This is a genomic window from Massilia sp. LXY-5 (assembly GCF_059801075.1).
Window position 1 is genome coordinate 394,150 of sequence record NZ_JBNNEH010000002.1, and the last position, 26,000, is coordinate 420,149.

General features: G+C 64.7%; 23 protein-coding genes. 12 read left to right on the plus strand and 11 right to left on the minus strand.

The window, feature by feature from the left end:
• The 6 genes from ACI48I_RS05240 to ACI48I_RS05265 form a co-directional block, all read right to left on the minus strand.
• Window positions 1-828: an SDR family oxidoreductase gene (locus ACI48I_RS05240; RefSeq protein ID WP_193684891.1), complete on the minus strand. Its 828-nt coding sequence runs from the start codon at window positions 826-828 to the stop codon at window positions 1-3.
• On the minus strand, window positions 825-2,162 hold the full coding sequence (locus ACI48I_RS05245) for a glycosyltransferase (RefSeq protein ID WP_498573536.1): 1,338 nt from the start codon (window positions 2,160-2,162) through the stop codon (window positions 825-827). Before ACI48I_RS05245 ends, ACI48I_RS05240 begins: the two co-directional genes overlap by 4 nt.
• The gene (locus tag ACI48I_RS05250) at window positions 2,159-3,127 is read right to left on the minus strand and encodes a glycosyltransferase family 4 protein (protein WP_498573537.1); all 969 of its coding nucleotides are present in this window, start codon (window positions 3,125-3,127) and stop codon (window positions 2,159-2,161) included. Before ACI48I_RS05250 ends, ACI48I_RS05245 begins: the two co-directional genes overlap by 4 nt.
• A 7-nt stretch (window positions 3,128-3,134) precedes the next feature.
• Window positions 3,135-4,154, minus strand: a complete 1,020-nt coding sequence (locus ACI48I_RS05255; protein WP_498573538.1) for a glycosyltransferase family 2 protein — start codon at window positions 4,152-4,154, stop codon at window positions 3,135-3,137.
• 46 nt (window positions 4,155-4,200) lie between these two features.
• A complete protein-coding gene (locus ACI48I_RS05260) occupies window positions 4,201-5,976 on the minus strand; it encodes an ABCB family ABC transporter ATP-binding protein/permease (protein WP_498573539.1) in 1,776 nt (591 codons plus the stop codon).
• Window positions 5,977-6,317: 341 nt separating this feature from the next.
• Window positions 6,318-7,193 (minus strand): hypothetical protein, encoded by an 876-nt coding sequence (locus tag ACI48I_RS05265; RefSeq protein WP_498573540.1) that lies wholly within the window; start codon window positions 7,191-7,193, stop codon window positions 6,318-6,320.
• Window positions 7,194-7,538: 345 nt separating this feature from the next.
• On the opposite strand from ACI48I_RS05265, the gene ACI48I_RS05270 reads away from it, so the two are divergent.
• From ACI48I_RS05270 to ACI48I_RS05290, 5 genes are all read left to right on the plus strand, one after another.
• Entirely contained in the window at window positions 7,539-7,829 is a 291-nt protein-coding gene (locus ACI48I_RS05270; protein ID WP_056333040.1) for a KGG domain-containing protein, read from the plus strand.
• Between the two features lie 198 nt (window positions 7,830-8,027).
• The gene (locus ACI48I_RS05275; RefSeq protein WP_193684897.1) at window positions 8,028-8,390 is read left to right on the plus strand and encodes a hypothetical protein; all 363 of its coding nucleotides are present in this window, start codon (window positions 8,028-8,030) and stop codon (window positions 8,388-8,390) included.
• A 121-nt stretch (window positions 8,391-8,511) separates the two neighbouring features.
• Window positions 8,512-9,633, plus strand: coding sequence for a M14 family metallopeptidase (locus tag ACI48I_RS05280; RefSeq protein ID WP_193684898.1), 1,122 nt, complete (start codon window positions 8,512-8,514; stop codon window positions 9,631-9,633).
• A gap of 3 nt (window positions 9,634-9,636) precedes the next feature.
• Window positions 9,637-10,113 (plus strand): CYTH domain-containing protein, encoded by a 477-nt coding sequence (locus tag ACI48I_RS05285; RefSeq protein ID WP_498573541.1) that lies wholly within the window; start codon window positions 9,637-9,639, stop codon window positions 10,111-10,113.
• Window positions 10,110-11,258 carry a serine hydrolase domain-containing protein gene (locus tag ACI48I_RS05290; protein WP_498573542.1) on the plus strand — a complete coding sequence of 383 codons (1,149 nt, stop codon included), beginning with the start codon at window positions 10,110-10,112 and terminating at the stop codon, window positions 11,256-11,258. Before ACI48I_RS05285 ends, ACI48I_RS05290 begins: the two co-directional genes overlap by 4 nt.
• Before the next feature lie 66 nt (window positions 11,259-11,324).
• Here the strand turns inward: ACI48I_RS05290 and ACI48I_RS05295 are convergent, their stop codons facing one another.
• Window positions 11,325-12,587 carry a DUF2863 family protein gene (locus tag ACI48I_RS05295; RefSeq protein WP_498573543.1) on the minus strand — a complete coding sequence of 421 codons (1,263 nt, stop codon included), beginning with the start codon at window positions 12,585-12,587 and terminating at the stop codon, window positions 11,325-11,327.
• 318 nt (window positions 12,588-12,905) lie between these two features.
• Here ACI48I_RS05295 and ACI48I_RS05300 point away from each other — a divergent pair, with 318 nt between their 5' ends.
• The 3 genes from ACI48I_RS05300 to ACI48I_RS05310 all read left to right on the plus strand — a co-directional run bounded on the left by ACI48I_RS05300 (window position 12,906) and on the right by ACI48I_RS05310 (window position 16,628).
• The gene (locus ACI48I_RS05300; protein WP_498573544.1) at window positions 12,906-15,239 is read left to right on the plus strand and encodes a TonB-dependent receptor; all 2,334 of its coding nucleotides are present in this window, start codon (window positions 12,906-12,908) and stop codon (window positions 15,237-15,239) included.
• Window positions 15,240-15,334: 95 nt separating this feature from the next.
• A complete protein-coding gene (locus tag ACI48I_RS05305; RefSeq protein ID WP_193684903.1) occupies window positions 15,335-16,015 on the plus strand; it encodes a Fe2+-dependent dioxygenase in 681 nt (226 codons plus the stop codon).
• A gap of 79 nt (window positions 16,016-16,094) precedes the next feature.
• Window positions 16,095-16,628 (plus strand): GNAT family N-acetyltransferase, encoded by a 534-nt coding sequence (locus ACI48I_RS05310; RefSeq protein WP_193684904.1) that lies wholly within the window; start codon window positions 16,095-16,097, stop codon window positions 16,626-16,628.
• Between the two features lie 94 nt (window positions 16,629-16,722).
• On the opposite strand, the gene acnA is transcribed toward ACI48I_RS05310, so the two are convergent.
• The 4 genes from acnA to ACI48I_RS05330 form a co-directional block, all read right to left on the minus strand.
• The gene (gene acnA / locus ACI48I_RS05315; protein WP_193684905.1) at window positions 16,723-19,431 is read right to left on the minus strand and encodes an aconitate hydratase AcnA; all 2,709 of its coding nucleotides are present in this window, start codon (window positions 19,429-19,431) and stop codon (window positions 16,723-16,725) included.
• Between the two features lie 74 nt (window positions 19,432-19,505).
• Window positions 19,506-20,024: a hypothetical protein gene (locus ACI48I_RS05320; protein ID WP_193684906.1), complete on the minus strand. Its 519-nt coding sequence runs from the start codon at window positions 20,022-20,024 to the stop codon at window positions 19,506-19,508.
• Window positions 20,024-21,013 (minus strand): HpcH/HpaI aldolase/citrate lyase family protein, encoded by a 990-nt coding sequence (locus ACI48I_RS05325; protein ID WP_498573545.1) that lies wholly within the window; start codon window positions 21,011-21,013, stop codon window positions 20,024-20,026. The genes ACI48I_RS05320 and ACI48I_RS05325 overlap by 1 nt, the downstream gene beginning before the upstream one ends.
• A 133-nt stretch (window positions 21,014-21,146) precedes the next feature.
• Entirely contained in the window at window positions 21,147-22,136 is a 990-nt protein-coding gene (locus tag ACI48I_RS05330; RefSeq protein WP_193684907.1) for a malate dehydrogenase, read from the minus strand.
• Window positions 22,137-22,397: 261 nt separating this feature from the next.
• Here ACI48I_RS05330 and ACI48I_RS05335 point away from each other — a divergent pair, with 261 nt between their 5' ends.
• From ACI48I_RS05335 to sdhA, 4 genes are all read left to right on the plus strand, one after another.
• Entirely contained in the window at window positions 22,398-23,162 is a 765-nt protein-coding gene (locus ACI48I_RS05335) for a GntR family transcriptional regulator (protein ID WP_193684908.1), read from the plus strand.
• A 213-nt stretch (window positions 23,163-23,375) separates the two neighbouring features.
• Window positions 23,376-23,801: a succinate dehydrogenase, cytochrome b556 subunit gene (gene sdhC / locus ACI48I_RS05340; RefSeq protein ID WP_193684909.1), complete on the plus strand. Its 426-nt coding sequence runs from the start codon at window positions 23,376-23,378 to the stop codon at window positions 23,799-23,801.
• A 2-nt stretch (window positions 23,802-23,803) separates the two neighbouring features.
• Entirely contained in the window at window positions 23,804-24,172 is a 369-nt protein-coding gene (gene sdhD / locus ACI48I_RS05345) for a succinate dehydrogenase, hydrophobic membrane anchor protein (protein WP_193684910.1), read from the plus strand.
• Window positions 24,173-24,174: 2 nt separating this feature from the next.
• The gene (gene sdhA, locus ACI48I_RS05350) at window positions 24,175-25,956 is read left to right on the plus strand and encodes a succinate dehydrogenase flavoprotein subunit (protein ID WP_498573546.1); all 1,782 of its coding nucleotides are present in this window, start codon (window positions 24,175-24,177) and stop codon (window positions 25,954-25,956) included.
• The last annotated feature ends 44 nt before the right edge of the window (window positions 25,957-26,000 follow it).

Sequence of the window (26,000 nt, forward strand, 5' to 3'; positions counted from 1 at the left end):
TCAGGGCCAGGACGTTTCGCGCATCGGCAGCACGGTCAGTTCGGCGATGACGGTCTCGCGCGGCATGAGCAGCACCGAGCGGATGGCCTCGGCCACGGTCAGCGGGTCCTGCAGGGCGGACGGATCGAGTTCGGGAAAACGGTCGAGCAGGAAGGGCGTGCGCATGCCGCCGGCCACCACGGCGGTGACCCGGATGCCGTGCGCGCGCAGTTCCGCATGCAGCGCATGCGACAGGCCGAGCAGGCCCCATTTGCTGGCGTGGTAGGCCGCCGCGTTCGGCCAGGCGCGCTTGGCCGCTGTCGAGGTCACGTTCACGATGTGGCCGCCGCCCGCCTGGCGCATGTGCGCGGCCGCCTGCCTGGACAGCAGGAAGGGGCCGTTCAGGTTGGTGCCGATGACGCGCAGCCAGTCTTCCTCGCGCAGCTCGTCGATCGGCGCGGTGACGTCGGTACCGGCGTTGTTGATCAGGACATCGAGCCGGCCCATGGCCTCGACCGCCTCGGCGACGGCATGCCGCGCCTGATCCGGATCGGCGACGTCGAAGCCGATGGTGTGCACGCGCGTACCGCCGGCGCGCAGCCGCGCGGCGGCCGGTTCGAGCGCGCCCGTGCGGATGTCGGTGGCGACGATGTCGGCCCCGGCATGTGCGAGCACCTCGGCCAGCGCGGCACCGAGCCCGCTGGCGGCGCCCGTGATGAAGACGGTCTTGCCGCGCAGGCCGGTGCTGCCGTCCTGCGCTGTCCGCACCTGCGGCGCTCCCTGCGCCTGCTGTGCTTCTTGCTGAGCCTTCTGCTGCGCCTTCTGCTGTGGATCGTGCGACGGGTTCATGTTCGCTCCTGGAGAGAGGTGATGCCGGACGCGGTGTTGCTCCGGACTTCGTCGAGTACTGCCGCATACACGGCGGCGGCCTGCTGCGCGACGGCGCGCCAGGTGTAGTGGCGATACGCACGCTGCAGGCCCGCCTCGCCCATGCGCGTCGCCCGTTCCGGATCGGCGTGCAGCATGGCCAGGCGCTCGGCCAGCGCCCGCGGGTCGCGCGAGGGAACCAGGAAGCCGGTCAGGCCGTCGACCACGGTGCTCTTGATGCCGCCCACTTCGGAACCGATCACGGGACGGGTGCAGGCCATTGCTTCGACCGGGGTGATGCCGAAGGGCTCATACCAGGGGGTGGTGACGAAGACGTCGGCGGCGCCGTACCACAGGCGCAGGGCCGCGCGCGGCTGCTGGCCGACGAAGCGCACGTGGTCCCTGACGCCGAGCTGGTGCGCAAGCGCACGCAGCCGGCCAAGCTCCGGGTCTTCGCCGCCCTCGGGGCCCGCCTGGCCGCCGCCGACGACGAGCAATTCGGCATCGACCGCATGCCGTTCGCGCAGCAATGCGAGGCCCTGGATCACGGTGTCGACGCCTTTGCGCGGCACCATGCGCCCGAGCTGGAGCACGATGAACCGCCCTGGTGCCAGGTCAAGGCGTGCCCGTGCCGCCGCGCGCGGGATCCGCCACAGCTCGCCGGGATCGAAGCCGCAGGGCGCGACCGTGATCCGGCCGGGCGCGGCCCCGTAGAGCTGTTCCATGTCGAGCCGGTCCTGTGCGCATTCGGCAATGATGCGGTCGGCCTGGCGCATCAGGGCCGTCTCGATCCGGGTACGCTCGGGCGGGAAGGCATCGAGCGCGCCCTGGGCCAGGCGGCGCACCTGTCCCAGCGCATGGAAGGTGATCACATACGGAATGCCGAGCGCCAGCTTGAGCTGCTGGGCGACCATGCCCGACATGAAAAAGTTCGCGTGGGCGATGTCGTAGGCTTGCGGTTGGCGCCGCGCGAAGCGGGTCACGAAGCGGGCGAAATGGGGCATGTAGCGCAGCAGCTGCTCCTTCGGCACATAGTGCGCGGGACCGGCCGGCACGTGGATGACGCGGACCTTGTCGCACAGTGCCACCGCCTGACTCTGGCCGGGCGCGTCGCGCCGCGTGAACACGTCGACGCGGGCGCCTGCCAGCGCCAGTTCGCGCGCCAGATTGGCCACATAGACGTTCTGGCCGCCGCAGTCGACGCTGCCCGGCGCGGCGAGCGGCGAAGCGTGCTCGCTGATGAGGGCGATGCGTCCCGGCGGGGGGCCGGCCGGGGTGCTGACGTTTGTGCCTGCGGGCTGTTCGTTCAACTTCATGGGACGCTCCCGCCGCCCGCGGTACCGGTAACGTGGCGGAAGGCGGCGTCCCAGTCGGCGCTGAAGCGCTCGATCGAAAAGCGCTCCTGGGCACGGCGCCGCGCGGCCTGGCCCAGGTCGCGCGCCAGCGAGGGGCTGCGCAGCAGCTCGCGCATGCAGTCGAACAGGCGCTCGACGCGGGTGTCGATGAAACCGTTGGCGCCATCGTCGATCACGGTTGCCATCTCGGCCGTGGAGAGCGCCACCACCGACATGCCGACCATCATCGCTTCGATGACGGCGAGGCCCAGGCTGGAGTAACGGATCGGACTGAACAGGAAGCGGTAGCGCGCGGCAAATCCCGGTAGCCGCGCATGCTGCACTTCGCCGATGCCGTCCAGCTCTTCGGCCGCCATGCCGACCAGGTCGAGCGGCAGCTGGCTGCGCGCCTGCAGGAACAGGTCGGGCCCCATGCGCCGGCCGCGCCGGCCGAGGTGGTTGCTGATGACCAGGCCGCGTTCGAGGGCGCCGAGGTAGCGCACCGACTCGGGGACCAGCACGCCGTGCTCGATCACGCGCGTGGGCGTGCGTCGGTTGTCCCACATCAGCGCGTTGAAGGGCGTGACGTGCACCAGCAGCACGTTCGGATCGTCGACCAGGTGGGGCGTATCGGTGGGGTGGGCGCGCGGCGGATCGTGCTCGAGGTAGATGCGCGGCAGGGCGCGCTGGGCGGCCGTGAGGAAGAGGAACTGGTCTTCTTCCCATTGATGGTCGTCCTGGAACAGGATGCAGTCGAATTCCTGCGCGTGCGCCGCCTCGACCGGCAGGTCGTGCACGTTGTCGCCCCAGGGAAAGTGGCCGGCCCGCCCGCCATAGCCGGGCGGGCGGCCGGGCTTGGAGAGGACGAAGAAGTCGTGCGGCACCTGCGACAGGTAGTACAGGTAGCTGCCGTGGGTATGCCAGGTCAGGATCTTGAGTCGGCGCATGTGAGCCTCAGGTGAAACGGACGCGGTAGCGGATGGCCCCGGCCAGGCGCCAGAACACGGACAAGGGCGGTATCAGGGCCGAGGTGAGGACGACGTCGGCGATGTGCGACGCGGTGTGGGCCGTGCCGCGCAGGCGCTGCAGGCACAGCCGCGTCGTGAGCGCCAGCCAGGCCAGGCCGGCAAGGAGTGCGAGGGTGCCCGCGCCGGCGAGCAGGGCGCCGAACGCGACGACGAGCGCGGCCACGGCGAAATAATGGTCCCAGGGCGGCGCGGCGGCGATGCGTTCGCGGTACAGCCGCGGGTGCTTCTTGTAGAGCAGGGCGTCGAACACGGCCTCGCGTGTGCGGCCCAGGCTGGCGCCCCAGGGCGCCTGGAGCACCGGCTGCACCACCAGCGCCTCGGGCACGCTGACGATGCGCGCGCCCAGCGCCAGCAGGCGGAAGTGGAGGTCGGCGCCGCAATGGCCGGCCTGCTCGAAGCGTTCGTCGAAGCCGTCGAGCGACTCGAGCAGCTGTTTGCGGCAAAAGCAGTTGGCGACGCAGAAGGCGTCGATGGCGGCGTGGCGCGCGGCGCGCTGGGCCTCGGTCTCGCGCCCGGGCAGGGGCGCACGTGGGGAAAAGTCCAGCCGGCCGCACAGCACGTCGACCTCGTCGCCGAAGGCGGCCAGGCCCTGCGCCAGCCAGGAGCACGAGGGTACGGTGTCCTCGCCGGTAAAGGCGATGATCGGCGCCCGGGCGCTGCGCCAGCCGAGATTGCGTGCGGCGGCCGGGCCGTGCGTGTTGGAATTGGGCAGGTAGACCAGCCGCGGGCCGCGCTCGAGGGTGCGTGCGCGCCAGCCGGCCACCAGGTGCAGGGTATTGTGGCTGGGCTCGTCGTCGACGACGATGACCTCGAAGGCGCTGCCGGGCAGGCTCTGGCGGGTGAGCGCGTCGAGGCAGCGGTCGAGCAAGTCCATGCGCCCGCAGGTGGGCACCACGACCGAGATGAGGATCGCGCTGCTGGCTGTCGTTGACTCCCTTCCTGGCATGATCCGCTCCGCTCAGTTCCGCTCGGTTCCAGTCTCGGTTCCAATATTAATGAGGCGTTTCCTTGTCCATCCGCTGCTGCAACAGCCACAGCCGCGCATACATGCCCCGCCGCCGCAACAGCTCCGCGTGGCTGCCCTGCTCGACGATGCGGCCCCGGTCCATGACCACGATCAGGTGGGCGTTGACGACCGTCGAGAGGCGGTGCGCGATGATGAGAGTGGTTCGATTGCGCGACAAACGGTCGAGTTCCTGCGTGATGGCGTGCTCTGAATCTGAATCAAGGGCCGACGTTGCTTCGTCGAAAATCAGGATCGGCGGAGCCTTGAGGATGGCGCGCGCGATCGCGATGCGCTGCTTCTCGCCGCCGGAGATGTTCACGCCCCGTTCGCCCACCGGCGTCTCGTACTTCAGCGGCAGGGCCGCGATCAGTTCGTGCAGCTGGGCGGCGCGGCAGGCGGCGACCACCTCGCCATGGGTACTGCCGAGCCGGCCGTAGGCGATATTGCTGCCGATCGTGTCGTTGAACAGGGCAGTGTCCTGCGGCACGACGCCGATCGCCGCGCGCACGCTGGCAGCGGCTACTTGGCCGATATCCTGGCCGTCGATGAGGATGCGCCCGCTTCCCGGGTCGTAATAGCGCAGCAGCAGGTGCGCCAGGGTCGACTTGCCCGAGCCGCTGCGCCCGACCACGGCCACCGTGGTCCCGGCGGCGATATGCAGGTTGACGTCGACGAGCACCGGCCGCCCGGGGTCGTAATGGAAGTGGACATGCTCGAACACGATGTCGCCCGCGCCGACGCGCAGCGCCGGCGCATCGGGCGGATCGCGGATTTCGGGACGCTCGCGCAGCAGCGCGAACAGGCGCTCGGCATTGACCCAGGCGTCGCGCGCCTCGCGGTAAACGAAGCCGAGGGCGTTCAGGGGCAGGCAGACCTGCAGGGCATAGGCATTGATCAGCACCAGGTCGCCCACGCTCATGCGGCGCGCCATGACGGCCTGGCCGGCCAACACCATGATGGCGGCCACGCCCAGTGCGATGAGGGCGCTCTGGCCGACGTGCAGCGTGAACAGCGCGCGCTGGTTGGCCGCGCCGGCCGCGCGCCAGTCGTCCATGATGATGGAGAAGCGGTGCGCCTCGAAGGCTTCGTTGGTGAAGTACTTGACGGTGTCGTAGTTGATCAGGCTGTCGGCCAGCTGGCCCTTGGCGCGCGAGTCGAGCTTGTTGACGCGGCGCTGGTAGACCACGCGACGCGCGGTGAACACCAGGGTAAAGCCGGCGTAGACGAGGAAGGTCACCAGGATGATGGCGGCAAACCCCACCTCGTAGCGGTTGAGCATGATGGCCAGCACCAGGCCGATCTCGACCATGGTCGGCACGATGGTGAACAGGCCGACCCCCAGCAGGAAGGCGATGCCGCTGGTGCCGCGGTCGATGTCGGGCAACAGGCTGCCGAGTTTTCGTTGGGCGTGAAAACGCGGCCCGAGCGCATGCAGATGGGCAAAGGTCTTTTGCGCATAGGCCGAGACCGCCGTCAGGGTGACCCGCACGAACAGCAGGTCGCGCCATTCGTTGAACAGGGTCGAGGAAAAGCGCAGCAGGGCGTAGCCAATGAGAAGGTAAAGCGGCAGGCGCGCCGGCAGGGTGCTGCCCGAGAAGGCGTCGATGATGCGCTTGAGCAGTAGCGGCACGGCCACGGTGGCCAGCTTGGCCACCAGCAGCAGGACGACGGCGGCGACGATGCGCCAGCGATGGCGGGCAAGCACCTGCCACAGCTCGGCGCCGATTCGCGTCTGACTTGTCGTGTCGTCCACAGCTTCCATCGTCCAGTCCCCGAAGACCTCCGGTGTTGGACCGGCGTGGCAGGATTCGGGTCAGGCGGGATTGCTGTGATGGGTCAAATACGGTCGCGTTATTTTTGGGAACCCGGCGTGGCCCCGGTCTGCCAAGGATGAGAGGGCAGGACGCAGGTCCTCCCGCCGGCCGGAAAACGTTGCAAAGTATTGCTCAGTATGTGTAGGAATGGTCTTATAGCCGACTTGGCGGCGAAGATGCTGTCGGCAGGCCGGGCGGCCCAAAAAAATGCCTGCATGGCGCAGGCGTGCGAATGCCCGGCGGTCGTGGCGCACCGCCGGGACTGCTTCGACTAGTCCGACAAAAGCGCTCAGCCGCGCGAGAAACCGGTGTCGTCGTCCATCTTGCGGTCGCCCGCCAGGCGGTTTGCACCGGCCGGGCTCTTCGGATAGCCGCCGGCGGCGTCGTTCGATTCGTGCACGCCGTTCGGGTCCTGATTCATGCTGCCGCCCGGCTTCCAGCCCGGGTTTTCGCTCGTCGGCCCCGAGTTGCCAGGGCTGCGCGGGAGACCGCCGATGGTGTCGTTCGACTGGTGCGTTCCGGTGGGATCTTCGGTGCCCGCCTCACGACCGTTTTCGCCGGTTTGCGAGCCGGCGCGGTCGGTGCTTTGCTGTGCTCCCTGCGAGCCGGATTGTCCCGAGGCGCGCTGGCTGTTCTGTCCGCCCCCGCTCGATTGCATCGATTGCCCCACGCCATGATGGTGGCCGAGCGAGCCGCCCTGCAGTTCGGGCTGGCGCGGATCCTGCGGATTCATGCGTGCGGCTGCCTGGGTGTTGCCCGCATGCTGGCCTTCGTGATGGAGGAGGGAGGTGCCGGAATCAAGCGGACGGCGTCCCACCGGCTGCTCCAGTTCGCCCCAGGCGGCGGAGTGCTGTTCCATCTGGCGCTGGTGGCTGTCGGTGATGCCCTGCTGCGGGCCGCTGCCGCCGCTCTGCTGGGTTTGCATCGAGCCGCCCGGCAAATCCCAGCGGCTGCTGTCTTCAGCAAATTGTCCCGGACCCATGCCGCTTTGCTGGGTGCTCATCTGGTCGACGCCCTGGCGCCCCTGCTGCTGCGCGGCGCCTTGCGGGTAGGTATGGTCGAGCGGCGCGTCGGGCGCGGTCTTGCCCTTGGCATTCTTGTTCCACTTCTCGTTGCCGCCGTTATTCGTCTGGTTGTTCATTTCGCTGCGTTGATTCGCATCCATGTCTTTTCCTTTCAAATTTTGCTGGCCTGGCGCGTCAGACAGGTGCCTGCCGACGCTGACTATCCTGCCATCATGCGCGCCTCCGCACGGTTCCAGTATAGGAAGACGCATCGGTAGTGTGTAGGACAATAACTGATGGGGAAAGTGATCAAAAGCACGCTATTTCGTAAGTGCATTTTCTGTCGCCTGTAGTCCTACAAAGTCATCTGAAAATGTCCTATACCCTCATCTAATTCGCATGCCTACTATGAATTCGACATTCGCTCATCGGCGTCAATTGATGGGCGAGGGTCAAGCCTGCCGCAGGACGCGGCGGTTTTATAAGTGAACAGGGAGAACACGATCATGGCTTCGAGTAACCAAGGCAACAAGCAAGGCGGTAACCAGTCCAACAGCCAGAGTGCTGGCGGCACCCGTAATCGCGGTTTCGCATCGATGGATCCACAGCGCCAGCGCGAAATCGCCAGCCAGGGCGGCAAGGCAGCCCATCAGAAAGGCACTGCGCACGAATTCACCTCCGAGGAAGCACGCCGCGCCGGCAGCATGAGCCACGGCAACCGTCAATCGGCAAGCGCCGGTTCGGGCAGCAGCTCGCGCAGCTCCTCGAAGAGCGGCGGCCGCAGCTCGAAAGAGTAAGGCCAGACCACGACGCCGTGCCGGCTGCCGGTGGTGGCCGGCACGGGACGTCAGGACGAATATGCACGGGGAGCGTCAAGCTCCCCGTTTTCTTGCCAAAGCCACACATGGATGGGGTAGAATCGCTGCGCCTTTTTAACTATCCAGAGGAATCTCGTCGTGAAAGAAGCGGTCATTCGTGAAGTCAAGAGCATGTCCATGTCGTGCGATCGCGTCGGCAATTCGCTGCTCGCCAAGTTCTCCACGCAAGGCGCCGGCGATATCTGCCTGCATATCCCGGCATCGATCGTCTTCTGGCTGCTGAAACACATGCCGGTCAACCAGGATCCGAACCTGCAAGCGCCACCGGCGCCGCCCGAAATCACCCAGCAGGACTGGCATAATCCGAACAATCCGCGCGCCTTGACGCTCAATTGCCGCGAACTGCCGGGCAAGCTGCGCATGGCGTTCAACCTCGACCGGACGCCGAACCTGGTGCTCGTCCTCAACCGCAGCAACGTCGAGCTGATGCGCCAGATCATGGGCATGTACAGCCGCGAGCTGATCGACCTCGACGCGTAAGCGGCGCCCCGTCGCGACGCCCGTGTCCTCTGCCCGCGCAGGGGAGTGCGGCGTCAAATCCGGGCATTGAATCCGGTATCATCATCCTTCACTTTGCGAACAGGCCAACAAAGGATCCGCCATGCCTATCAAAATCAGCCAGCATTTCGATTCCGGCGCCATCGAGGTGGTCGCCGCGGAGCACGCGAAACAGATCGACCTGAACCTGCGCCGCGACAACAACGCGGACATTCACCAGTGGTTCCACTTCCGCCTGCAGGGCGCGCGTGGCCAGGCCTGCACGATCCGTTTCCTGAATGCCGGCCAGGCAACCTATCCGAAGGGTTTCGAGGGCTACCAGGTCGCCGCGAGCTATGACACCGAGAACTGGTTCCGCGTGCCGACCAGCTTCGACGGCCAGGTCATGACGGTCAACCACACGCCTGAACTCGACAGCATCTACTACGCCTATTTCGAGCCCTACACCTGGGAGCGCCACCTGCGCCTGCTGGGCGAAGTGGCGGAAAACCCGATCGCGCGCGTGCACGACATCGGCACCACGGTCGACGGCCGCGACATGAACCTGGTGGTGATCGGTAATCCGGCCGCCGAGAAAAAGATCTGGGTCATCGCGCGCCAGCACCCGGGCGAAACGATGGCCGAATGGTTTGTTGAAGGCTTGATGGATGCATTGCTCGACGACGCCAACCCGATCGCGCGCAAGCTGTTGCAGCGCGCCGTGTTCTACATCGTGCCGAACATGAATCCGGACGGCTCGGTGCGCGGCAACCTGCGCACCAACGCCGCCGGCGCCAACCTGAACCGCGAGTGGATGACGCCTTCCCTGGAGCGCAGCCCGGAAGTGCTGTGCGTGAAGAACAAGATCCATGAAACCGGTGTCGACATGTTCTTCGACATCCACGGCGACGAGGCCCTGCCGTACAACTTCGTGGCCGGCAACGAAATGCTGGCCGATTTCACGCCCGAGCGCGAAGCGCGCCAGAAGGCCTTCGTGGCCCAGTACATGGCGGCCAGCCCCGACTTCCAGAACGTGTATGGCTATGCGGCCAGCAAGTACAACGAAGAACTGCTGACCCTGGCCTCGAAATACGTCGGCCACACGTTTAAATGCCTGTCGCTGACGCTGGAGATGCCGTTCAAGGACAATGCCGACCTGCCCAACAGCTACACCGGCTGGAACGGTGCGCGCAGTGCGGCCCTGGGTGCGGCGATCCTGCAGCCGATCCTGCAATCGCTGGATTAATCAGTGGGCGTAGAGATCGAACGCAAGTTCCTGGTGGCCAGCGATGGCTGGCGGGAGCTGGGCGAACCGGTGCTGCTGCGCCAGGGCTATCTCAGCCTCGACCCGGCGCGCGTGGTGCGCGTCCGGATCGAGGGCGACAAGGCTTTTCTCACGATCAAAGGCAAGAGCCAGGGCGCCACACGCGGCGAATGGGAATATCCGATTCCCCTCGCCGAGGCATCCGAGCTGCTGGACATGCTGTGCCAGCCACCACTGATCGAGAAAGTTCGCCGACGTATCCATGCCGGTGCCCACATCTGGGAAGTCGACGAATTCCTCGGCGCCAATGCCGGGCTGGTCGTGGCCGAGATCGAGCTGGCCAGCGAAGACGAGCCTTTCGACAGGCCGGACTGGCTGGGAGCTGAAGTCACGCACGACGCCCGCTATTTCAATTCCAACCTGATTCGCCACCCGTATTCCTCGTGGAAGGATCTCGCATGACCCGCATGACCCGGCGCAGTTCGCTTTTCCTCGGCATTGCAGCCTTGCTGGCAAGCGCCGGCCTCCATGCCGCCCAGCCTGTGAACTATTTCCCGCCGGCCGGAGAATGGGCGCGCAAGGCGCCCGCCGAGCTGGGCATGGACGCGGCGGCGCTGGCGGCCGCCGTCCAGTACGCGCAAGGCCATGAAACCGAACGCGCCGTCGACTTTTCCGACCAGGAAGCGACCTTCGGCAGCCGTCTCGGTTCGATGCCGACGCGCCGCGCGCACACGAATGGCGTCGTCATCTACAAGGGCTATGTCGTGGCCGAGTTCGGCGATACGAACTTTGTCGACCCGACCTATTCGGTTGCGAAAAGCATGCTGTCGACCCTGGCCGGGGTGGCCCAGCGCGACGGACGCATCGGCAAGCTGGACGAGCCGGTTGCCAGGCGCGTGAACGATGGCGGCTATGCGTCGGCCCAGAATGCGCCGATCACATGGAAACACCACTTGCAGCAGGAAAGCGAGTGGCAAGGCAGCATGTGGGGCAAGAATGCCGATTTCATCGGCAAGGAGCAGTTCGGGGCGGGCGAGCGCAAGCCGCGCACGCCGGGCGCCCCGGGGACCTACTATGAATACAACGACGTGCGCATCAACCGCTTCGCACTGTCGCTGCTGCGCGTGTTCGACAAGCCGCTGCCTGAAGTGTTCCAGGAGCAGGTGATGGACGTCATCGGCGCCTCGACCACCTGGAAGTGGGTGCCTTACACGAACAGTTATGTCGAACTGAACGGCAAGCAGGTACCCTCGGTGAGCGGCGGCACGCGCTGGGGCGGCGGCATGTGGATCAATTCCTGGGACATGGCGCGCTTCGGCTACCTGTGGCTGCGCGGCGGCGCCTGGAACGGCCGCCAGGTCGTGCCTGCAAGCTATGTCAAGGAAGCCCTCACCCCAAGCGCGCACGGGCCGGACTACGGCTACCTGTGGTGGCTCAATACCAAGGGCAAGACCCGGCCGGGCCTGCCCACGAATGCCTTCGCCGCCCTGGGCGCGGGCAGCAACACGATCCTGGTGTCGCCGGACCACGACCTGGTGATCGTCTGGCGCTGGCATGGCGGCAATGTTGCCGAGTTCGGCAAGCGGGTGATCGCGGCGATACGGTGATCTCCGGCTATCGATAAAAAAACGGCGCTCGAAGCGCCGTTTTTCATGGATGCGTGACAGGCACGATCAGTGGAAGTGCTCGGTTCCCGTGGGCGTATCTTCCGGCATCTCGGCATGCACCAGCTCTCCGGTCGGATCGGCGAACAGCGGCGCGCCGCAGTCGTCGCAATATTCGGCGACATACAGCTCGTTGATGCGTTTGATGTGGGTGATGCCCGCTTCGTTCAGGTGGGCGATGATCTCGTTGATCGGGGTCAGCGGTGCCGGCAGCAAGCCGCCCGCGCCCGGTCCCTCCATCGGCGTGCCTTCCTCGTCTTCCTGGCCATACAGTGGCCAGACGATGCCGTACACGACTTCGGCGCTCTGGCGCAGGGTAAAGCCGACGCGGTATTCGTCGATCTGGCCATCGGCCGCTTCTTCGCCGAAGCCGGCGATCACGGCGCGCAGGTCCGAAGCTTCCAGGTCGAGCGTGTTGGTCAGATAGTGCACGGCGGCGCGGATCGAGATCGGGCGGATCGCCTTGTCGGCTTCGCGGCAGGCCACGTAATACGCTTCCGGCAGCAGCAGTTCGACGCCGCAGCCCGGCAGCAGGCGCGCCACGTTCGCGGTCGCCTGCTCGCGCCAGGCGGTGAGGGCGTTCGCGCGTTCCTTTTCGAAATCGATCTGGTGCTGCGCTTCCTGCCAGCGGAACAGCGGGGCGCCGACCGGGGCCACGATCGTCACCAGCAGGTAGCGGGTGTCGGCCAGGAAGGGCGCCGTTTCCGGCGCGCGGACCGCCGGCTTGATGCTGGCGCCCTTGTGCGCGGCCTGGGCCAGCTTGTGGGTCAGCGCATAGGTTTCGGCATGGGTGCGCGGCAACTGGTCGATCGCGTACAGCGTCGGCGCCATGGCCATCTGCGTGCCTTCGGCCAGCAGGTGGGCCGAGAAATGTGCGGACAGCGTGCTGAGCAAGTCCGCCGGGATCGTGCCCGAGCCGATCGAAAAACGCGTCCAGGCCAGGATCGGTGCCGCCACCAGCAAGGCCTGCCAGGTGACCTCGGCGCCATCGTTGGCCTGCTCGACCATCGTCGACGATTCGCTGACGGCCTCGACGCCATCCATCAGCACATCGTAGCCGGCAAGGTCGTCCTTGAACAGGGCGTTGAGTGCGGCGTCGATGCTTTCCTGGTGATTGGTCTTGAGCAGTTTCTGCAGCTGCGTATCCAATTGGCGCTCCCAGTTGCGTTCTTCGACGCGGCTGGCAGACTGCACGATGGCCTGGGCAATGCTGGAGAGACGCTGGCTTTCTGCGGAAAGTTTATTTGATGGATCTTTGGAGGGACGACGCATAGCGCTGAAGAATCTCTTGTAAATAGGTGAGGATCGAAAGGGCAGGATCGAACTGCGAGGGGCCATGATAAACCCTTATCCCCGGTATTGTAGTTGATTCGGCCACATGCCATGAACACAACCGGCGGGGTGGCGTTTGCGGCGGATGTGGTGTGCAGCTGACACTCGCGCTTGCCGCAGTGCATTGCCTCGATGGGCTGCCCATCAATACTTGCCAAATCCGTCAATAGAAATCATAATGCGAATCGTTCTCATTTCTTCTCCGGTTTCGCCAGACGCAGTTTCGCCACCGGAGGGGCAAACTTACCAGCGATGACCATGACCACGACAGCAAGCCCAGCAGTGCAGAGCGCCACCTCCTTCATCCGCAGCCGCAAGCACCCGCGCGCCGCCGCGCCCGTGCTGACCGGTTCCGCGCTCGCCGTGCTGGCGACGCTGGCCTCGCCCCTGGCGCATGCCGACAGCGGCAACGAGGAGATCGAGCAACCGGTCGCCAAGGTCGAAGTCACCGGCACCGCGCGCCGCGACGTCCAGGCGCCGGTCGCGTCGAGCTCGGACAAGTTCACGGCCGCGCTGCTCGATACGCCGAAGTCGGTCTCCGTCATCGGCCAGGAAGTGATCTCGCAAACGGCAGCCGTCTCGCTGACGGACGCGCTGCGTTCGGTGCCGGGCATCACCATCGGCGCGGGCGAGGGCGGCAACCCGGTGGGCGACAACGTTTTTATCCGCGGCTACAACGCCCAGACCGACACCTATGTCGACGGCATCCGCGACTCGGGTTCGCAGTCGCGCGAAATCTTCAACCTGGAACAGATCGAAGTCGTGAAGGGTCCGAACTCGGCCTACGGCGGACGTTCCTCGGCCGGCGGCGGCATCAACCTGGTCAGCAAGTCGGCCCAGCTGGACAATTTCAATAACGCCAGCGTCGGCATCGGCACCGACAAATACCGCCGCGTCACCGGCGACATCAACCGCACGCTGGGCCAGAACGCCGCCTTCCGCCTGAACGTGATGGCGCACGAAGCGGACGTGGCCGGACGCGACGTCGTCGGCGGGGACCGCTGGGGCATCGCACCGACGATCAGCTTCGGCCTGACCGGGCCGACCAAGGCCATCCTCAGCTACTACCACATGCAGTCGAGCGAGATCCCGGACACCGGCATCCCGTTCAACAACCCGTTCACCACCGGCCCCAACGTCGCGAAAAACGGCAACGGCACGCCGTTCACTGTCGATCGCGAAACCTTCTACGGCCTGGCCAACCGCGACTTCCGCGACACCAGAACCGACATCGGCACGATCGACCTGCGCCACGATTTCGGCAATAACCTGGTGCTGCGCAACGTCACCCGCTATGGCAAGAGCAAGAACGACTTCGTCTGGACCCAGCCCGACGATTCGAAGGGCAACACGGTCCTCTACGGCACCGTCTGGCGCCGCGCCAACACCCGCGTCACCGACACGGAAACGATGGCGAACGCCACGAGCCTGACCGGCAAGCTGACGACCGGCACGATCAAGCACAGCTTCAACACCGGCGTGGAAATCAGCCGCGAGTCGACCGAGCGCAGCAGCTACCTGTTCACGCCGGGCACCAACAATCCGCTGACCAAAACCTTCACCTGCCCGACCTCGGGCGCTGAAACGCTCTACAACTGCGCGCCCCTGAACAACCCGAATCCCTACGACCCGTGGGTAACCACGCGCAGCGTCTCGCCGGCGCTGACAAACGTGAAGACCAACACCCGCGCCGTCTATGGGTTCGACACCATCGAATTCAATCCGCAGTGGATGCTCAACGTCGGCGTGCGCTGGGATGAGTTCAGGACCGCGCTCGACACTGCGGCCGGCCCGACCACGGCCGCCACCCGCGCCCACGTCGATACCGATTTCACGACCTACCAGGCCGGCCTCGTCTACAAGCCAAGCGCCAACGGCAGCATCTATGTGTCGTACGCCACTTCGGCCACGCCGCCGGGCAACGATGGCGGCGACGGCCTCGACGCGCTGACGGTCGCCGTGCAGAACCTGCAGCCGCAGGAAAGCAAGAATTTCGAACTCGGCACCAAGTGGGAAGTGCTGAACAGCCGCCTGTCGCTGAACGCCGCCATCTTCCAGAGCAAGATGAACAATGCTCGCGTGACCGCGCCGGACGGGACCAGCCAGAACGTCGGCCGCAAGGAACTGAAGGGCCTGGAACTGGGCTTCTCGGGCAAGCTGACCAATGCCTGGCAAGTGTTCGGTGGTTATACCTACTTGGACGGCGTCGTGGCGGACAACGGCTACCTGAACGTCGGCACCACGGCCGCACCGAGCTATGTCGTGTCGCCGTATAACGGCAACGTGTTCCCGACCACGCCGAAGCACAGCGCCTCGCTCTGGACCTCGTACGCTTTCAACAAGAGTTTCAGCGCCGGCATCGGCATGAACTATGTCGACAAGGTCTACGCCAACATCAACAACACGAAATACGCGCCGAGCTACACCCGCTTCGATGCGATGGCCAGCTATAACCTGAACAAGAACGTGTCGTTCCAGCTGAACATCCAGAACCTGGGCGACAAGCTGTATTTCGACCGCGTGTCCTCGCCGCACTATGCCGGCGTGGGTGCGGGACGCTCGGCGAGCCTGACGGCGAACCTGAAGTTTTAAGGAAACGCGGCCCAGCCGCTCTCCTGGCCAAGTTTCACCCGGCCCTCCCTGCTTGAAGCGGGGAGGGTCGTGTTTTTTGCGGAAGGGTAAGCACCATGATGCTCCATATCCCTGGCGTACTGAGCCAGGAACAGGTCGCGCAGATGCGCCAGCGGTTGCGCGAGACCGACTGGATCGACGGCCGCGCCAGCGTCGGACCACAGGGCGCGCAAGTCAAACGCAACCGCCAGCTTGCCGAGGCTTCGCCGCTGGCGCTGGAACTCGGCCAGATCGTCAGCGCCGCGCTGATGGCCAACCCGCTGTTCTTTTCCAGCGTCCTGCCGCTGCGCATCCTGGCGCCGTACTTCAACAGCTACGCCGGCGGGGAGCATTACGGCCTGCACGTCGACGGCGCCATCCGCGCCCAGCGTCCCGGCCTGCCGGCGATCCGGGCCGACGTCTCGACCACCGTGTTCCTGAGCGAACCCGACGAGTACGAGGGCGGCGAGCTGGTCGTCGTGGATGCCTACGGCACCCATGAGGTCAAATTGCCGGCGGGCGACGCCATCGTCTATCCCTCGGGCAGCCTGCACCAGGTGCTGCCGGTGACGACAGGCGAGCGTATCGCGTCCTTCCTCTGGACCCAGAGCATGGTGCGCGAGGACAGCAAGCGCGCGCTGCTGTTCGAGCTCGACACGAATATCCAGAAGCTGCGCGCGGCGCACGGCGAGTCCGAGGCCACGGTCGGGCTGACCGGGCATTATCACAACCTGCTCAGGATGTGGGCGGAGGTCTGAGCCGAAGGGGGAGGGGCCTCTTGTTGCTTCGATAACCGATCCATGCGAGCATGCCCGGATCCAACCAGGAGCCATCCGCATGCCGCAGCCCATCCTCGTGCCGCTCACCCTTGCCGACGCTGCATCGCTGTTCGATTTCGAAACGGAGAACCGCGCGTTTTTCGAAGCGACGATCAATGCGCGGCCTGCGTCCTACTATTCCCCGGAGGGCGTGGCCGAGGCGATCGCGGAAGCGTGCACGGACGCGGACGGGGACCTCGGCTACCAGTTCCTGCTGAAGGAAGAAGACGGCCGCATCGTCGCGCGGGCCAACCTGAGTGCCGTGAAACGCGCGCATTTCCAGTCGGCCGTGCTCGGCTACCGGGTGGCGCAAGCGGCCTGCGGCAAGGGTTATGCGAGCGAGGCGGTGCGCCAGGTGCTGGGCATCGCTTTCGGCGAGCTGGGACTGGCGCGCATCGAGGCCGACGTGCGCATCGACAACGCCGCATCGGCGCGCGTGCTGTTGCGCAATGGGTTCGTCCAGTTCGGGCATTCGCGGCGCAGCTTCGAGATGAAAGGCGTGTGGTACGACCGGCTGCATTTCGAATGCCATGCGCCATGCGCCGCCACGTAGGGTGGCATCGCAGTTAATTAAAAAGGGCTGGAACCCGTCAAGGTTCCAGCCCTTTTTGTCATCCGCAGCCCGCCGTGAAGCGGGCTTAGGACAATTACGCAGCCAGCAGCTGGCGCAGCACGAACGGCAGGATGCCGCCATGCTTGTAGTAGTCGACTTCGATCGGCGTGTCGATACGCAGCAGGACCTGCACTTCCTTGGTCTCGCCGTTTTCACGGTGGATGACCAGGGTAGCCAGCTGTTGCGGCTTGATCTCGCCTTCCAGGCCCTTCAGGTCGAAGGTTTCCTTGCCGGTGATGCCAAGCGTTTCGACGCTGTCGGTGCCGATGAACTGCAGCGGCAGCACGCCCATGCCGACCAGGTTCGAGCGGTGGATGCGCTCGTACGAACGCACGACCACGGCCTTCACGCCCAGCAGCTGGGTGCCCTTGGCTGCCCAGTCGCGCGAGGAGCCGGTGCCGTACTCTTCGCCGCCGAAGATCATGGTCGGGGTGCCTTCGGCCACGTACTTCATGGCCGCGTCGTAGATCGACAGCTGTTCGCCGCTCGGCTGGTGGATCGTGATGCCGCCTTCGACTGCCGAACCGTCGGCCTTCGGCGGGATCATCTTGTTCTTGATACGCACGTTGGCGAAGGTGCCGCGCATCATGATCTCGTGGTTGCCGCGGCGCGAGCCGTAGGAGTTGAAGTCGGCCTTGAGCACGCCGTGATCCTTCAGCCACTTGCCCGCTGGGCCGTCTTCCTTGATGGAGCCGGCTGGCGAGATGTGGTCGGTCGTGATCGAGTCGCCGAACACGCCCAGCGCACGGGCGCCGGTGACGCCGGTGGCGGCTGCTTTCGGGGTCATCTCGAAGTCGGCGAAGAACGGCGGCTCGGCGATGTAGGTCGACTCAGGCCAGTTGTACACCTGGCCTTCGGTGGTGGAGACGCGCTCCCACAGTTCGCCCGGGTTGCCCTTGACGTCGGCGTAGTTCTTCTTGAACACTTCCGAGTTCATCGCGAAGCGCATCAGCGCGCCGACTTCCTGGCTCGACGGCCAGATGTCGCCCAGGTAGACGTCGACACCGTTGGTGTCCTTGCCGACCGGTTCGGTCATCAGGTCGCGCGTCATGTTGCCGGCGATCGCGTAAGCGACGACCAGCGGTGGCGAGGCCAGGAAGTTCGAACGGATGTTCGGGTGGATACGTGCTTCGAAGTTACGGTTGCCCGACAGGACGGCCGAGGCAACGATGTCGTTCTGGACGATCGCGGCGTTCAGTTCCGGGGTCAGGTCGCCGGCATTGCCGATGCAGGTGGTGCAGCCGTAGGCGGTCACGCCGAAGCCCAGCTTTTCCAGGTAAGGCAGCAGGCCGGCGGCGGTCAGGTACTCGGTCACGACGCGCGAGCCAGGGGCCAGCGAGGACTTGATGTGCGGCGCGACGGTCAGGCCGCGCTCGACGGCTTTCTTGGCCAGCAGGCCGGCGGCCAGCAGCACGCTCGGGTTCGAGGTGTTGGTGCACGAGGTGATCGCGGCGATCAGGACGTCGCCGTTCTTCACGCGCACGCCGTTGGTCGTCTCGTAGAGCTTGTGCAGGTCGTCCGGGTTCTTGTTGAAGCCGTTTTCGGTGGTTGGCTTGCTGAACAGTTCGGTGAAGTTGTTCTTCACGTTGCCCAGTTCGATACGGTCCTGAGGGCGCTTCGGGCCAGCCAGCGACGGGGTCACGGTCGACAGGTCGAGCGAGACGGTGCGGGTGTAGTCGATGTCGCCGGCTTTCGGGATGCCGTACAGGCCCTGCGCCTTGAAGTAGTTCTGGAAGGCGGTGATTTCTTCTTCGGTACGGCCGGTGCCGCGGAAGTAGTCGACGGTGGCGTCGTCCACCGGGAAGAAGCCCATCGTTGCGCCGTATTCCGGTGCCATGTTGGCGATGGTCGCGCGGTCGGTGGTCGACAGCGAGGCGGTGCCTTCGCCGAAGAACTCGACGAACTTGCCGACGACTTTTTCCTTGCGCAGCAGTTCGGTGATGGTCAGCACCAGGTCGGTCGCGGTGCAGCCTTCGCGCAGCGAACCGGTCAGGTGAACGCCGATGACGTCCGGGGTCAGGAAATAGACCGGCTGGCCCAGCATGCCGGCTTCGGCTTCGATGCCGCCCACGCCCCAGCCGACGACGCCGACGCCGTTGATCATGGTGGTGTGCGAGTCGGTGCCGACCAGGGTGTCAGGGTAGTAGGTGTCGCCTTGCTTCATGACGCCGCGTGCCAGGTACTCGAGGTTGACCTGGTGGACGATGCCGAAGCCCGGAGGCACGACGCCGAAGGTGTCGAAAGCCTGCATGCCCCACTTCATGAACTGGTAGCGCTCGTTGTTGCGCTGGAATTCCAGTTTCATGTTCAGGTCGAGCGCGTTCGGCTCGCGGAAGTGGTCGATGGTGACCGAGTGGTCGACGACCAGGTCGACCGGTACCAGCGGCTCGATCTTCTTCGGATCGGCGCCGGTCTTGGCGGCGACGTTGCGCATCGCGGCCAGGTCGGCCAGCAGCGGCACGCCGGTGAAGTCCTGCAGCACGACGCGGGCAACGACGAAAGGAATCTCGTCGGTGCGCTCGGCGGTCGCGCCCCAGCTTGCCAGCTGGCGAACGTGTTCTTCGGTGACCTTCTTGCCGTCGCAGTTACGCAGCACGGATTCGAGGACGATACGGATCGACACCGGCAGGCGCGACAGGTTCACGCCCAGGCTTTCGCCCAGCGCCGGCAGCGAGTAGAACTGGCCGGACTGGCCCGCGCTCAGCGGGAAGTCCTTCAGCGTGTTCAGGGTGTTGCGGGACATAAGCTCTCCTTCAGTGGGTTTCTTGTTATTGCTTCAATATACGAATATCGGGCAACGGGTAGGACGCCGCAGCGTCAGCTCTTCTTCAGTTCCGAAGCGGCGGCCACGACCGGCTTGGCCTGTTCGGCGTTCTTGCATTCGTTGGCCAGCTGGCGGTTCAGCCTCGAGTCGAGCAGGATGCCCTTCGAAGGAATGCCGATCCAGATCAGGCGGAAATTGGTGTTCTCGAAACGCATCGCGCCGGTGGTCGTGCCGACGCGTTCCAGGCGGTGCAGGCGCTTCTTCCAGCGCAGGGCGATGTGCGAATCGTCGCCTTCGTTGGTATAGATCGTGACCTTGTTGTTCAGCTCGCAGCTGTACTCGGTGACCTTGGTGTCGGTGATGTCCGGTTCGGCTTCATCGGCCGGGGCCCAGTTGTCCTCGGCGGCGGCAGCTGCCTGCTTCGATTTCGGGGACGATTTCCTGGCCTTCAGGACGTCTTCGGCCTTCGGATGGTTTTTCTCGGGAGCTGCGAACGCGGGAGCGCTGCACAGACTAAAAGCCGCGAACGCGAAAGCGCCGGCGGCGAACAGGTGTTGAAGGGAGGTGGCCATTAGTGGATTTCCGTTGAGTTGACGATTGCCGCCGCGGATTCGGGCAGCGCCAGGCCGGCCAGCTTCGCGCGCTGCAAAACGGTCCAATAATATCGGTAGCTGGCGCGGTCGTGCAAGCGCCCATGTTGAGCGATCGGACCCCAGTTCACCGCCATCGCTTCCTGCAAAATGTTGGTGGCTTCGTTGACTTCCGAAAGACGGGGCGTAAACGCCTTGACGATCGGTTTGATCTGGTCCGGATGGATGCTCCACATGCGCGTAAAACCGAATTCGGCGCCGGCGCGTTGTGCATCGTTTGCCACAACTGCGCTGTCCTTGATTTCGGTCGTCACATTATGCGAGGCCACCTTGCCGTGCGCATGACATGCCGCAACCATCTCCAGCTTGGCGCGGACAACCAGGGGGTGCGTAAACTGTCCCGGCGTACGCATCGCGGCGGCCGGGATCGCACCGAAGTGCGAGGAAACGAAATCCATGATGCCGAAGGACAGGCACTCGACCTGGGGCAGGGCGGCAATGTCGTAGGCTTCGTGCAGGGCGCCGTGGGTCTCGATCAGCACGTGCACGGGGAGCGCTGCGCGGCCGTTCGGCACGGCGACGCGGTTAATGATCTCTAATGCACGGCGCACGTCGTCCAGGCCGTTCGGCTTGGGCAGCACGACATAGGCGAGCTTGCCGGCCGCGGCGCCGACGATCGTGACGACGTCCTGGACGAAATGCGGGCTGTCGATGTCGTGCAGGCGCACGCCGATACGCTCAAAACGGTTGTCTTCACTGTTGATGAGCGAGGCGACGAGCTGGGCGTGCGCGGCTTCGTTGCCGGCGGCGGCGCCGTCCTCGCAGTCGAAGGTGATGTCGAAGACGGGACCAAGCTCTTGTTGCAGGGCCATCGACTTGCGCATCAGCTTCTCCGAGCCGCAATAGTGATCGCAGGCGGGGAGGAGGAGCGGCTGGCGTTTGCCCTGGAATAAAACCTCGGAAGGATGCATGTGGGGTTCGCTGGAAGTGGCGGATGCGGCGGAAGAGACGGATGAAGACGAAGAAACCGCCGCGTCGCTTTCGGCAACACGGCGGGTTCGGCGAACTGGCGGCTTGGCCGGATCCATGTTCGCCGTATGCGGCTTAGGCCAGCAGGTGGGCCACGCCTTCACGCTCTTCGGTCAGTTCCTTCAGCGTGAGGTCGATGCGCTCTTGCGAGAACTGGTCGATTTCCAGGCCTTGCACGATCTTGTACTCGCCGTTTTCGACGGTGACCGGGAAGCCGAACATGGTGTCTTTCGGAATGCCGTAGGAGCCGTCCGATGGGATGCCCATCGTGGTCCACTTGCCGGCGGTACCGAGGTGCCAGTCGTGCATGTGGTCGATGGCTGCGTTGGCAGCCGAAGCAGCCGACGATGCACCGCGGGCTTCGATGATGGCGGCGCCGCGCTTGCCGACGGTCGGCAGGAAGGTGTCGCGGTTCCAGACGTCGTCGTTGATCGCGTCCTTGACCGACTGGCCGTCGACGGTGGCGAAGCGGTAGTCGGCGTACATCGTCGGCGAGTGGTTGCCCCAGACGGCCATCTTCTCGATCGAACCGACCGGCTTGCCCAGCTTGGAAGCGACTTGCGACAGGGCGCGGTTGTGGTCCAGGCGCAGCATGGCGGTGAAGTTCTTGGCCGGCAGGTTAGGAGCCGATTTCATCGCGATGTAGGCGTTGGTGTTGGCTGGGTTGCCGACGACCAGCACTTTGACGTCGCGCGAAGCGACGGCGTCGAGCGCCTTGCCCTGCACCGTGAAGATCTGTGCGTTGGCTTCCAGCAGGTCCTTGCGTTCCATGCCAGGGCCGCGCGGGCGTGCACCGACGAGGAGAGCGAAGTCGGCATCCTTGAATGCGGTCATCGGGTCCGAGTGCGCGGTCATGCCGGCCAGCAGCGGGAATGCGCAGTCGTCGATTTCCATCATCACGCCCTTGAGCGCCTTCTGTGCCTTTTCGTTGTCGATCTCGAGCAGCTGCAGGATGACCGGCTGGTCTTTGCCCAGCATGTCGCCGTTAGCGATGCGGAACAGCAGCGAGTAGCCGATCTGGCCGGCGGCGCCGGTAACGGCAACACGCATTGGGGTTTTAGCCATGATGAATCTCCAAAAGTGGGAATGAAAACGGTCGAAGCCGAGGATACGCCTGTTCGGGAAAACTGCAATAAAAGTGCAATGATACCAAAACGGACATGAATCCTTCCGGGCGCGCGGCACAAGGACGGCCGCCCGATCGACCGCGAGTGTAGTCCTCGCCCGTTACCCCTGTCAATCCATATCATATGTCTTATATAAGACACATATCATACGGGAAGTACACTGGACGGAAGGGGCAGTTTTGTGGTGAAATCGTGGTCTATGAATTCCGTCCCGACCAACCCCTCCGGCGAGGGCCCAGGCAGTGCCTCCCCCTCGTTCCGGCCCCTGTATCAGCAAATCAAGGCGCTGATCACGCAGAGCCTGCAATCCGGGGAGTGGAAGCCGGGCGAACTGATGCCGAGCGAAGTCGAGCTCGCCGTGCGCTTCAAGGTCAGCCAGGGCACGGTGCGCAAGGCCATCGACGAGCTGGCGGCCGAGAACCTGGTGGTGCGCCGGCAGGGGAAGGGCACCTTCGTTGCCACTCACCACGAAGAGCGCGCCCACTTCCGTTTCCTGAAATTGATGCCCGACGAGGGCGCTCCCCGTCCTCACGAAAACCGGTACCTCGAAGTGCGGCGCATCCGTGCGCCGGCCGAGGTCGCGCGCCTGCTCGAGCTCAAATCCGGCGACGCGGTCGTCTACATCAAGCGCGTGATGTCCTTCGACGCGGTCCCGATCATCCTCGAGGAGCTGTGGCTGCCGGGGCAGCTGTTCAAGGGACTGACGGCCGAACGTCTGGTCGAGTACAAGGGTCCAATGTACGGCTTGTTCGAATCCGAGTTCGGCACGCGCATGATCCGCGCGACCGAGAAGATCCGGGCAATCGGCGCCGACGGCGCGGCGGCCGAGGTGCTGAACGTGGCCGAAGGGACGCCGCTGCTGTGCGCGGACCGGGTGTCGTTCACGTATGGAGACCGGCCGGTGGAGCTGCGGCGCGGCCTGTACCTGACGGCGCAGCATCATTACCAGAACGAGTTGTCGTGACGTGGATGGGCGGTTTTACCGCCCATCGTGCAACAAGCGGCCGTCAGCACGTTTGTGGCTATGCGTTTAAAATATGTTGTTAGTAAGAAAGCGCCAAACAAAACCCGGTTCCGCGTTTGTCTCGCAAATTTCGGGCATCGCATCTTGGTGCGACGCAAAAAATCGGCGAAAATTAAGGGTTAATCACATTTTGTCAGTTAAGGGAGGTGTTGTATGTCCGAAGCCGTGAGAGAGGCCACAAAAAAAGGACGGCCGGAGTTCCGTAATATCCACATTACGGATATCACTACGAAGTACAAGATGCCGCCATCGGCGATCGTCTCGATCCTGCACCGCGTGAGCGGCTTCGGGATTTTCCTGATGCTGCCTTTCCTGCTGTACCTGCTCCAGGAAAGCCTGCGTTCGGAAATCTCGTATTACCACTTCGGCGGCATCGTCGACAACGTCTTCACCAAGATCATCCTGCTGGGTCTGTCGTGGGCGTACCTGCACCACTTCACCGCCGGCGTGCGCCACCTGTTCATGGACAACCACATGGCCCTGGACAAGGACGCAGCCCAGAAGACCGCCCGCTGGGTGCTGGTCATCAGCCTGGCCCTGACCGTCGTCGTCGCCCTGAAACTGTTCGGAGTATTCTAACCATGGCAAGCAAGAATAATATCGGCCAGCGCCGCCTCGTCGTCGGCGCGCACTACGGCGTCAAGGACTGGCTGGCGCAGCGCGTCACCGCGATCGTGATGGTGGTCTACACCCTGATCCTGCTCGGCACCTTCCTGACTGCACAGAATTTCACCTATGAAGGCTGGGCGGCCCTGTTCTCGCGCCAGTGGTTCAAGCTCTTCTCCCTCGTCACTTTCCTCGGCCTGTACTACCACGTCTGGGTCGGTATCCGTGACATCTGGATGGACTACGTCAAAAATGCCGGCATCAAGCTGGCCTTGCAGTTTGCTACGGTGCTCTGGCTGCTGGCCTGCGCCGCCTGGACTGTGCAAATTCTCTGGAGTGTGTAATCGTGGCAGCAATTAAAACTGCAATCCCTTCCCGCCGCTTCGACGCGGTCATCGTCGGCGCCGGCGGTTCCGGCATGCGCGCATCCCTGCAGCTGGCGGAAGCCGGCCTGAACGTGGCCGTGCTGTCGAAAGTCTTCCCGACCCGCTCGCACACCGTGGCGGCGCAGGGCGGCATCGGCGCCTCCCTCGGCAACATGAGCGAAGACGACTGGTACTGGCACATGTTCGACACCGTCAAGGGTGGCGACTACCTGGGCGACCAGGATGCGATCGAATTCATGTGCCGCGAAGCACCAAAGGTCGTCTACGAGCTGGAACACTTCGGCATGCCGTTCGACCGCAACCCTGACGGCACCATTTACCAGCGTCCGTTCGGCGGCCACACCGCCAACTTCGGCGAGAAGCCGGTCCAGCGCGCCTGCGCCGCGGCCGACCGTACCGGCCACGCGCTGCTGCACACCCTGTACCAGCGTAACGTCCGTGCCCGTACCCACTTCTTCGTCGAGTGGATGGCCCTCGACCTGGTGCGCGATGCCGACGGCGACGTCGTCGGCGTGGTGGCACTGGAAATGGAAACCGGCGACGTGATGATCCTGGAAGCGAAGACCACCATCTTCGCCACCGGCGGCGCCGGCCGTATCTTCGCCGCATCGACCAACGCCTTCATCAACACCGGCGACGGCATGGGTATGGCGGCACGCGCCGGCCTGCCGCTGCAGGACATGGAGTTCTGGCAGTTCCACCCGACCGGCGTGTCCGGCGCGGGCGTGCTGATCACGGAAGGCGTCCGCGGCGAGGGCGGTATCCTGATCAACTCGAACGGCGAACGCTTCATGGAGCGCTATGCGCCGACCCTGAAGGACCTGGCGCCGCGCGACTTCGTCTCGCGTTCGATGGACCAGGAAATCAAGGAAGGCCGCGGCTGCGGTCCGAACAAGGACCACGTGCTGCTGGACCTGCGCCACATCGGCGCCGATACCATCAAGAAGCGCCTGCCTTCGATCCTGGAAATCGGCCACAAGTTCGCCAACGTCGACGCCACCAAGGAACCGATTCCGGTCGTGCCGACGATTCACTACCAGATGGGCGGCATCCCGACCAACATCCACGGCCAGGTCGTTACCCCTGATATCGTGAATGGCGGCCAGAAAGTCGTGAACGGCCTGTACGCCATCGGCGAATGCGCCTGCGTCTCGGTCCACGGCGCGAACCGCCTGGGCACCAACTCGCTGCTCGACCTGCTGGTCTTCGGCCGCGCCGCCGGCAACCACGTGGTCGCCTCGAACCTGAAGCAGAAGTCGAACAAGGCCCTGCCGAAGGACGCCGCCGACTTCGCCCTCGATCGCCTGAACCGCCTCGAAACCTCGACCGGCTCGGAAAAAGTGCAGGGCGTCGCCAACGACATCCGCGCCACGATGCAGAAATACTGCGGCGTGTTCCGTACCGACGAGCTGCTGACCCAGGGCGTCAAGGAAATCATGGTCCTCGACGAGCGCCGCAAGCACGTGTCGTTCAAGGACAAGTCGCAGGTCTTCAACATGGCCCGCGTCGAAGCCCTGGAACTGGACAACCTGATCGAGACCGCGAAAGCGACCATCGTGTCGGCCCAGGCGCGCAAGGAATCGCGCGGCGCCCACGCCCACAGCGACTACGAGCAGCGCGACGACGCGAACTGGATGAAGCACACCCTGTTCTACTCGGAAGGCAACCGCCTCGAGTACAAGGAAGTGGTGCAGAAGCCGCTGACGGTCGACACCTTCAAGCCGAAGGCACGTACTTTCTAAGAACGAACTTCAGGGCAGGAGCACATGCTCCTGTCCGTTATGAA

Coding starts and splice junctions, on each gene's coding strand:
- ACI48I_RS05335 (WP_193684908.1), top strand. CDS start 22,398: ATGAATTCCGTCCCGACCAACCCCTCCGGCGAGGGCCCAGGCAGTGCC.
- ACI48I_RS05260 (WP_498573539.1), bottom strand. CDS start 5,976: ATGGAAGCTGTGGACGACACGACAAGTCAGACGCGAATCGGCGCCGAG.
- ACI48I_RS05250 (WP_498573537.1), bottom strand. CDS start 3,127: ATGCGCCGACTCAAGATCCTGACCTGGCATACCCACGGCAGCTACCTG.
- ACI48I_RS05255 (WP_498573538.1), bottom strand. CDS start 4,154: ATGCCAGGAAGGGAGTCAACGACAGCCAGCAGCGCGATCCTCATCTCG.
- ACI48I_RS05310 (WP_193684904.1), top strand. CDS start 16,095: ATGCCGCAGCCCATCCTCGTGCCGCTCACCCTTGCCGACGCTGCATCG.
- ACI48I_RS05270 (WP_056333040.1), top strand. CDS start 7,539: ATGGCTTCGAGTAACCAAGGCAACAAGCAAGGCGGTAACCAGTCCAAC.
- ACI48I_RS05325 (WP_498573545.1), bottom strand. CDS start 21,013: ATGCATCCTTCCGAGGTTTTATTCCAGGGCAAACGCCAGCCGCTCCTC.
- acnA (WP_193684905.1), bottom strand. CDS start 19,431: ATGTCCCGCAACACCCTGAACACGCTGAAGGACTTCCCGCTGAGCGCG.
- ACI48I_RS05300 (WP_498573544.1), top strand. CDS start 12,906: ATGACCACGACAGCAAGCCCAGCAGTGCAGAGCGCCACCTCCTTCATC.
- ACI48I_RS05295 (WP_498573543.1), bottom strand. CDS start 12,587: ATGCGTCGTCCCTCCAAAGATCCATCAAATAAACTTTCCGCAGAAAGC.
- ACI48I_RS05320 (WP_193684906.1), bottom strand. CDS start 20,024: ATGGCCACCTCCCTTCAACACCTGTTCGCCGCCGGCGCTTTCGCGTTC.
- ACI48I_RS05305 (WP_193684903.1), top strand. CDS start 15,335: ATGATGCTCCATATCCCTGGCGTACTGAGCCAGGAACAGGTCGCGCAG.
- sdhD (WP_193684910.1), top strand. CDS start 23,804: ATGGCAAGCAAGAATAATATCGGCCAGCGCCGCCTCGTCGTCGGCGCG.
- ACI48I_RS05275 (WP_193684897.1), top strand. CDS start 8,028: ATGTCGTGCGATCGCGTCGGCAATTCGCTGCTCGCCAAGTTCTCCACG.
- ACI48I_RS05265 (WP_498573540.1), bottom strand. CDS start 7,193: ATGGATGCGAATCAACGCAGCGAAATGAACAACCAGACGAATAACGGC.
- ACI48I_RS05245 (WP_498573536.1), bottom strand. CDS start 2,162: ATGAAGTTGAACGAACAGCCCGCAGGCACAAACGTCAGCACCCCGGCC.
- ACI48I_RS05280 (WP_193684898.1), top strand. CDS start 8,512: ATGCCTATCAAAATCAGCCAGCATTTCGATTCCGGCGCCATCGAGGTG.
- ACI48I_RS05330 (WP_193684907.1), bottom strand. CDS start 22,136: ATGGCTAAAACCCCAATGCGTGTTGCCGTTACCGGCGCCGCCGGCCAG.
- sdhC (WP_193684909.1), top strand. CDS start 23,376: ATGTCCGAAGCCGTGAGAGAGGCCACAAAAAAAGGACGGCCGGAGTTC.
- ACI48I_RS05240 (WP_193684891.1), bottom strand. CDS start 828: ATGAACCCGTCGCACGATCCACAGCAGAAGGCGCAGCAGAAGGCTCAG.
- ACI48I_RS05290 (WP_498573542.1), top strand. CDS start 10,110: ATGACCCGCATGACCCGGCGCAGTTCGCTTTTCCTCGGCATTGCAGCC.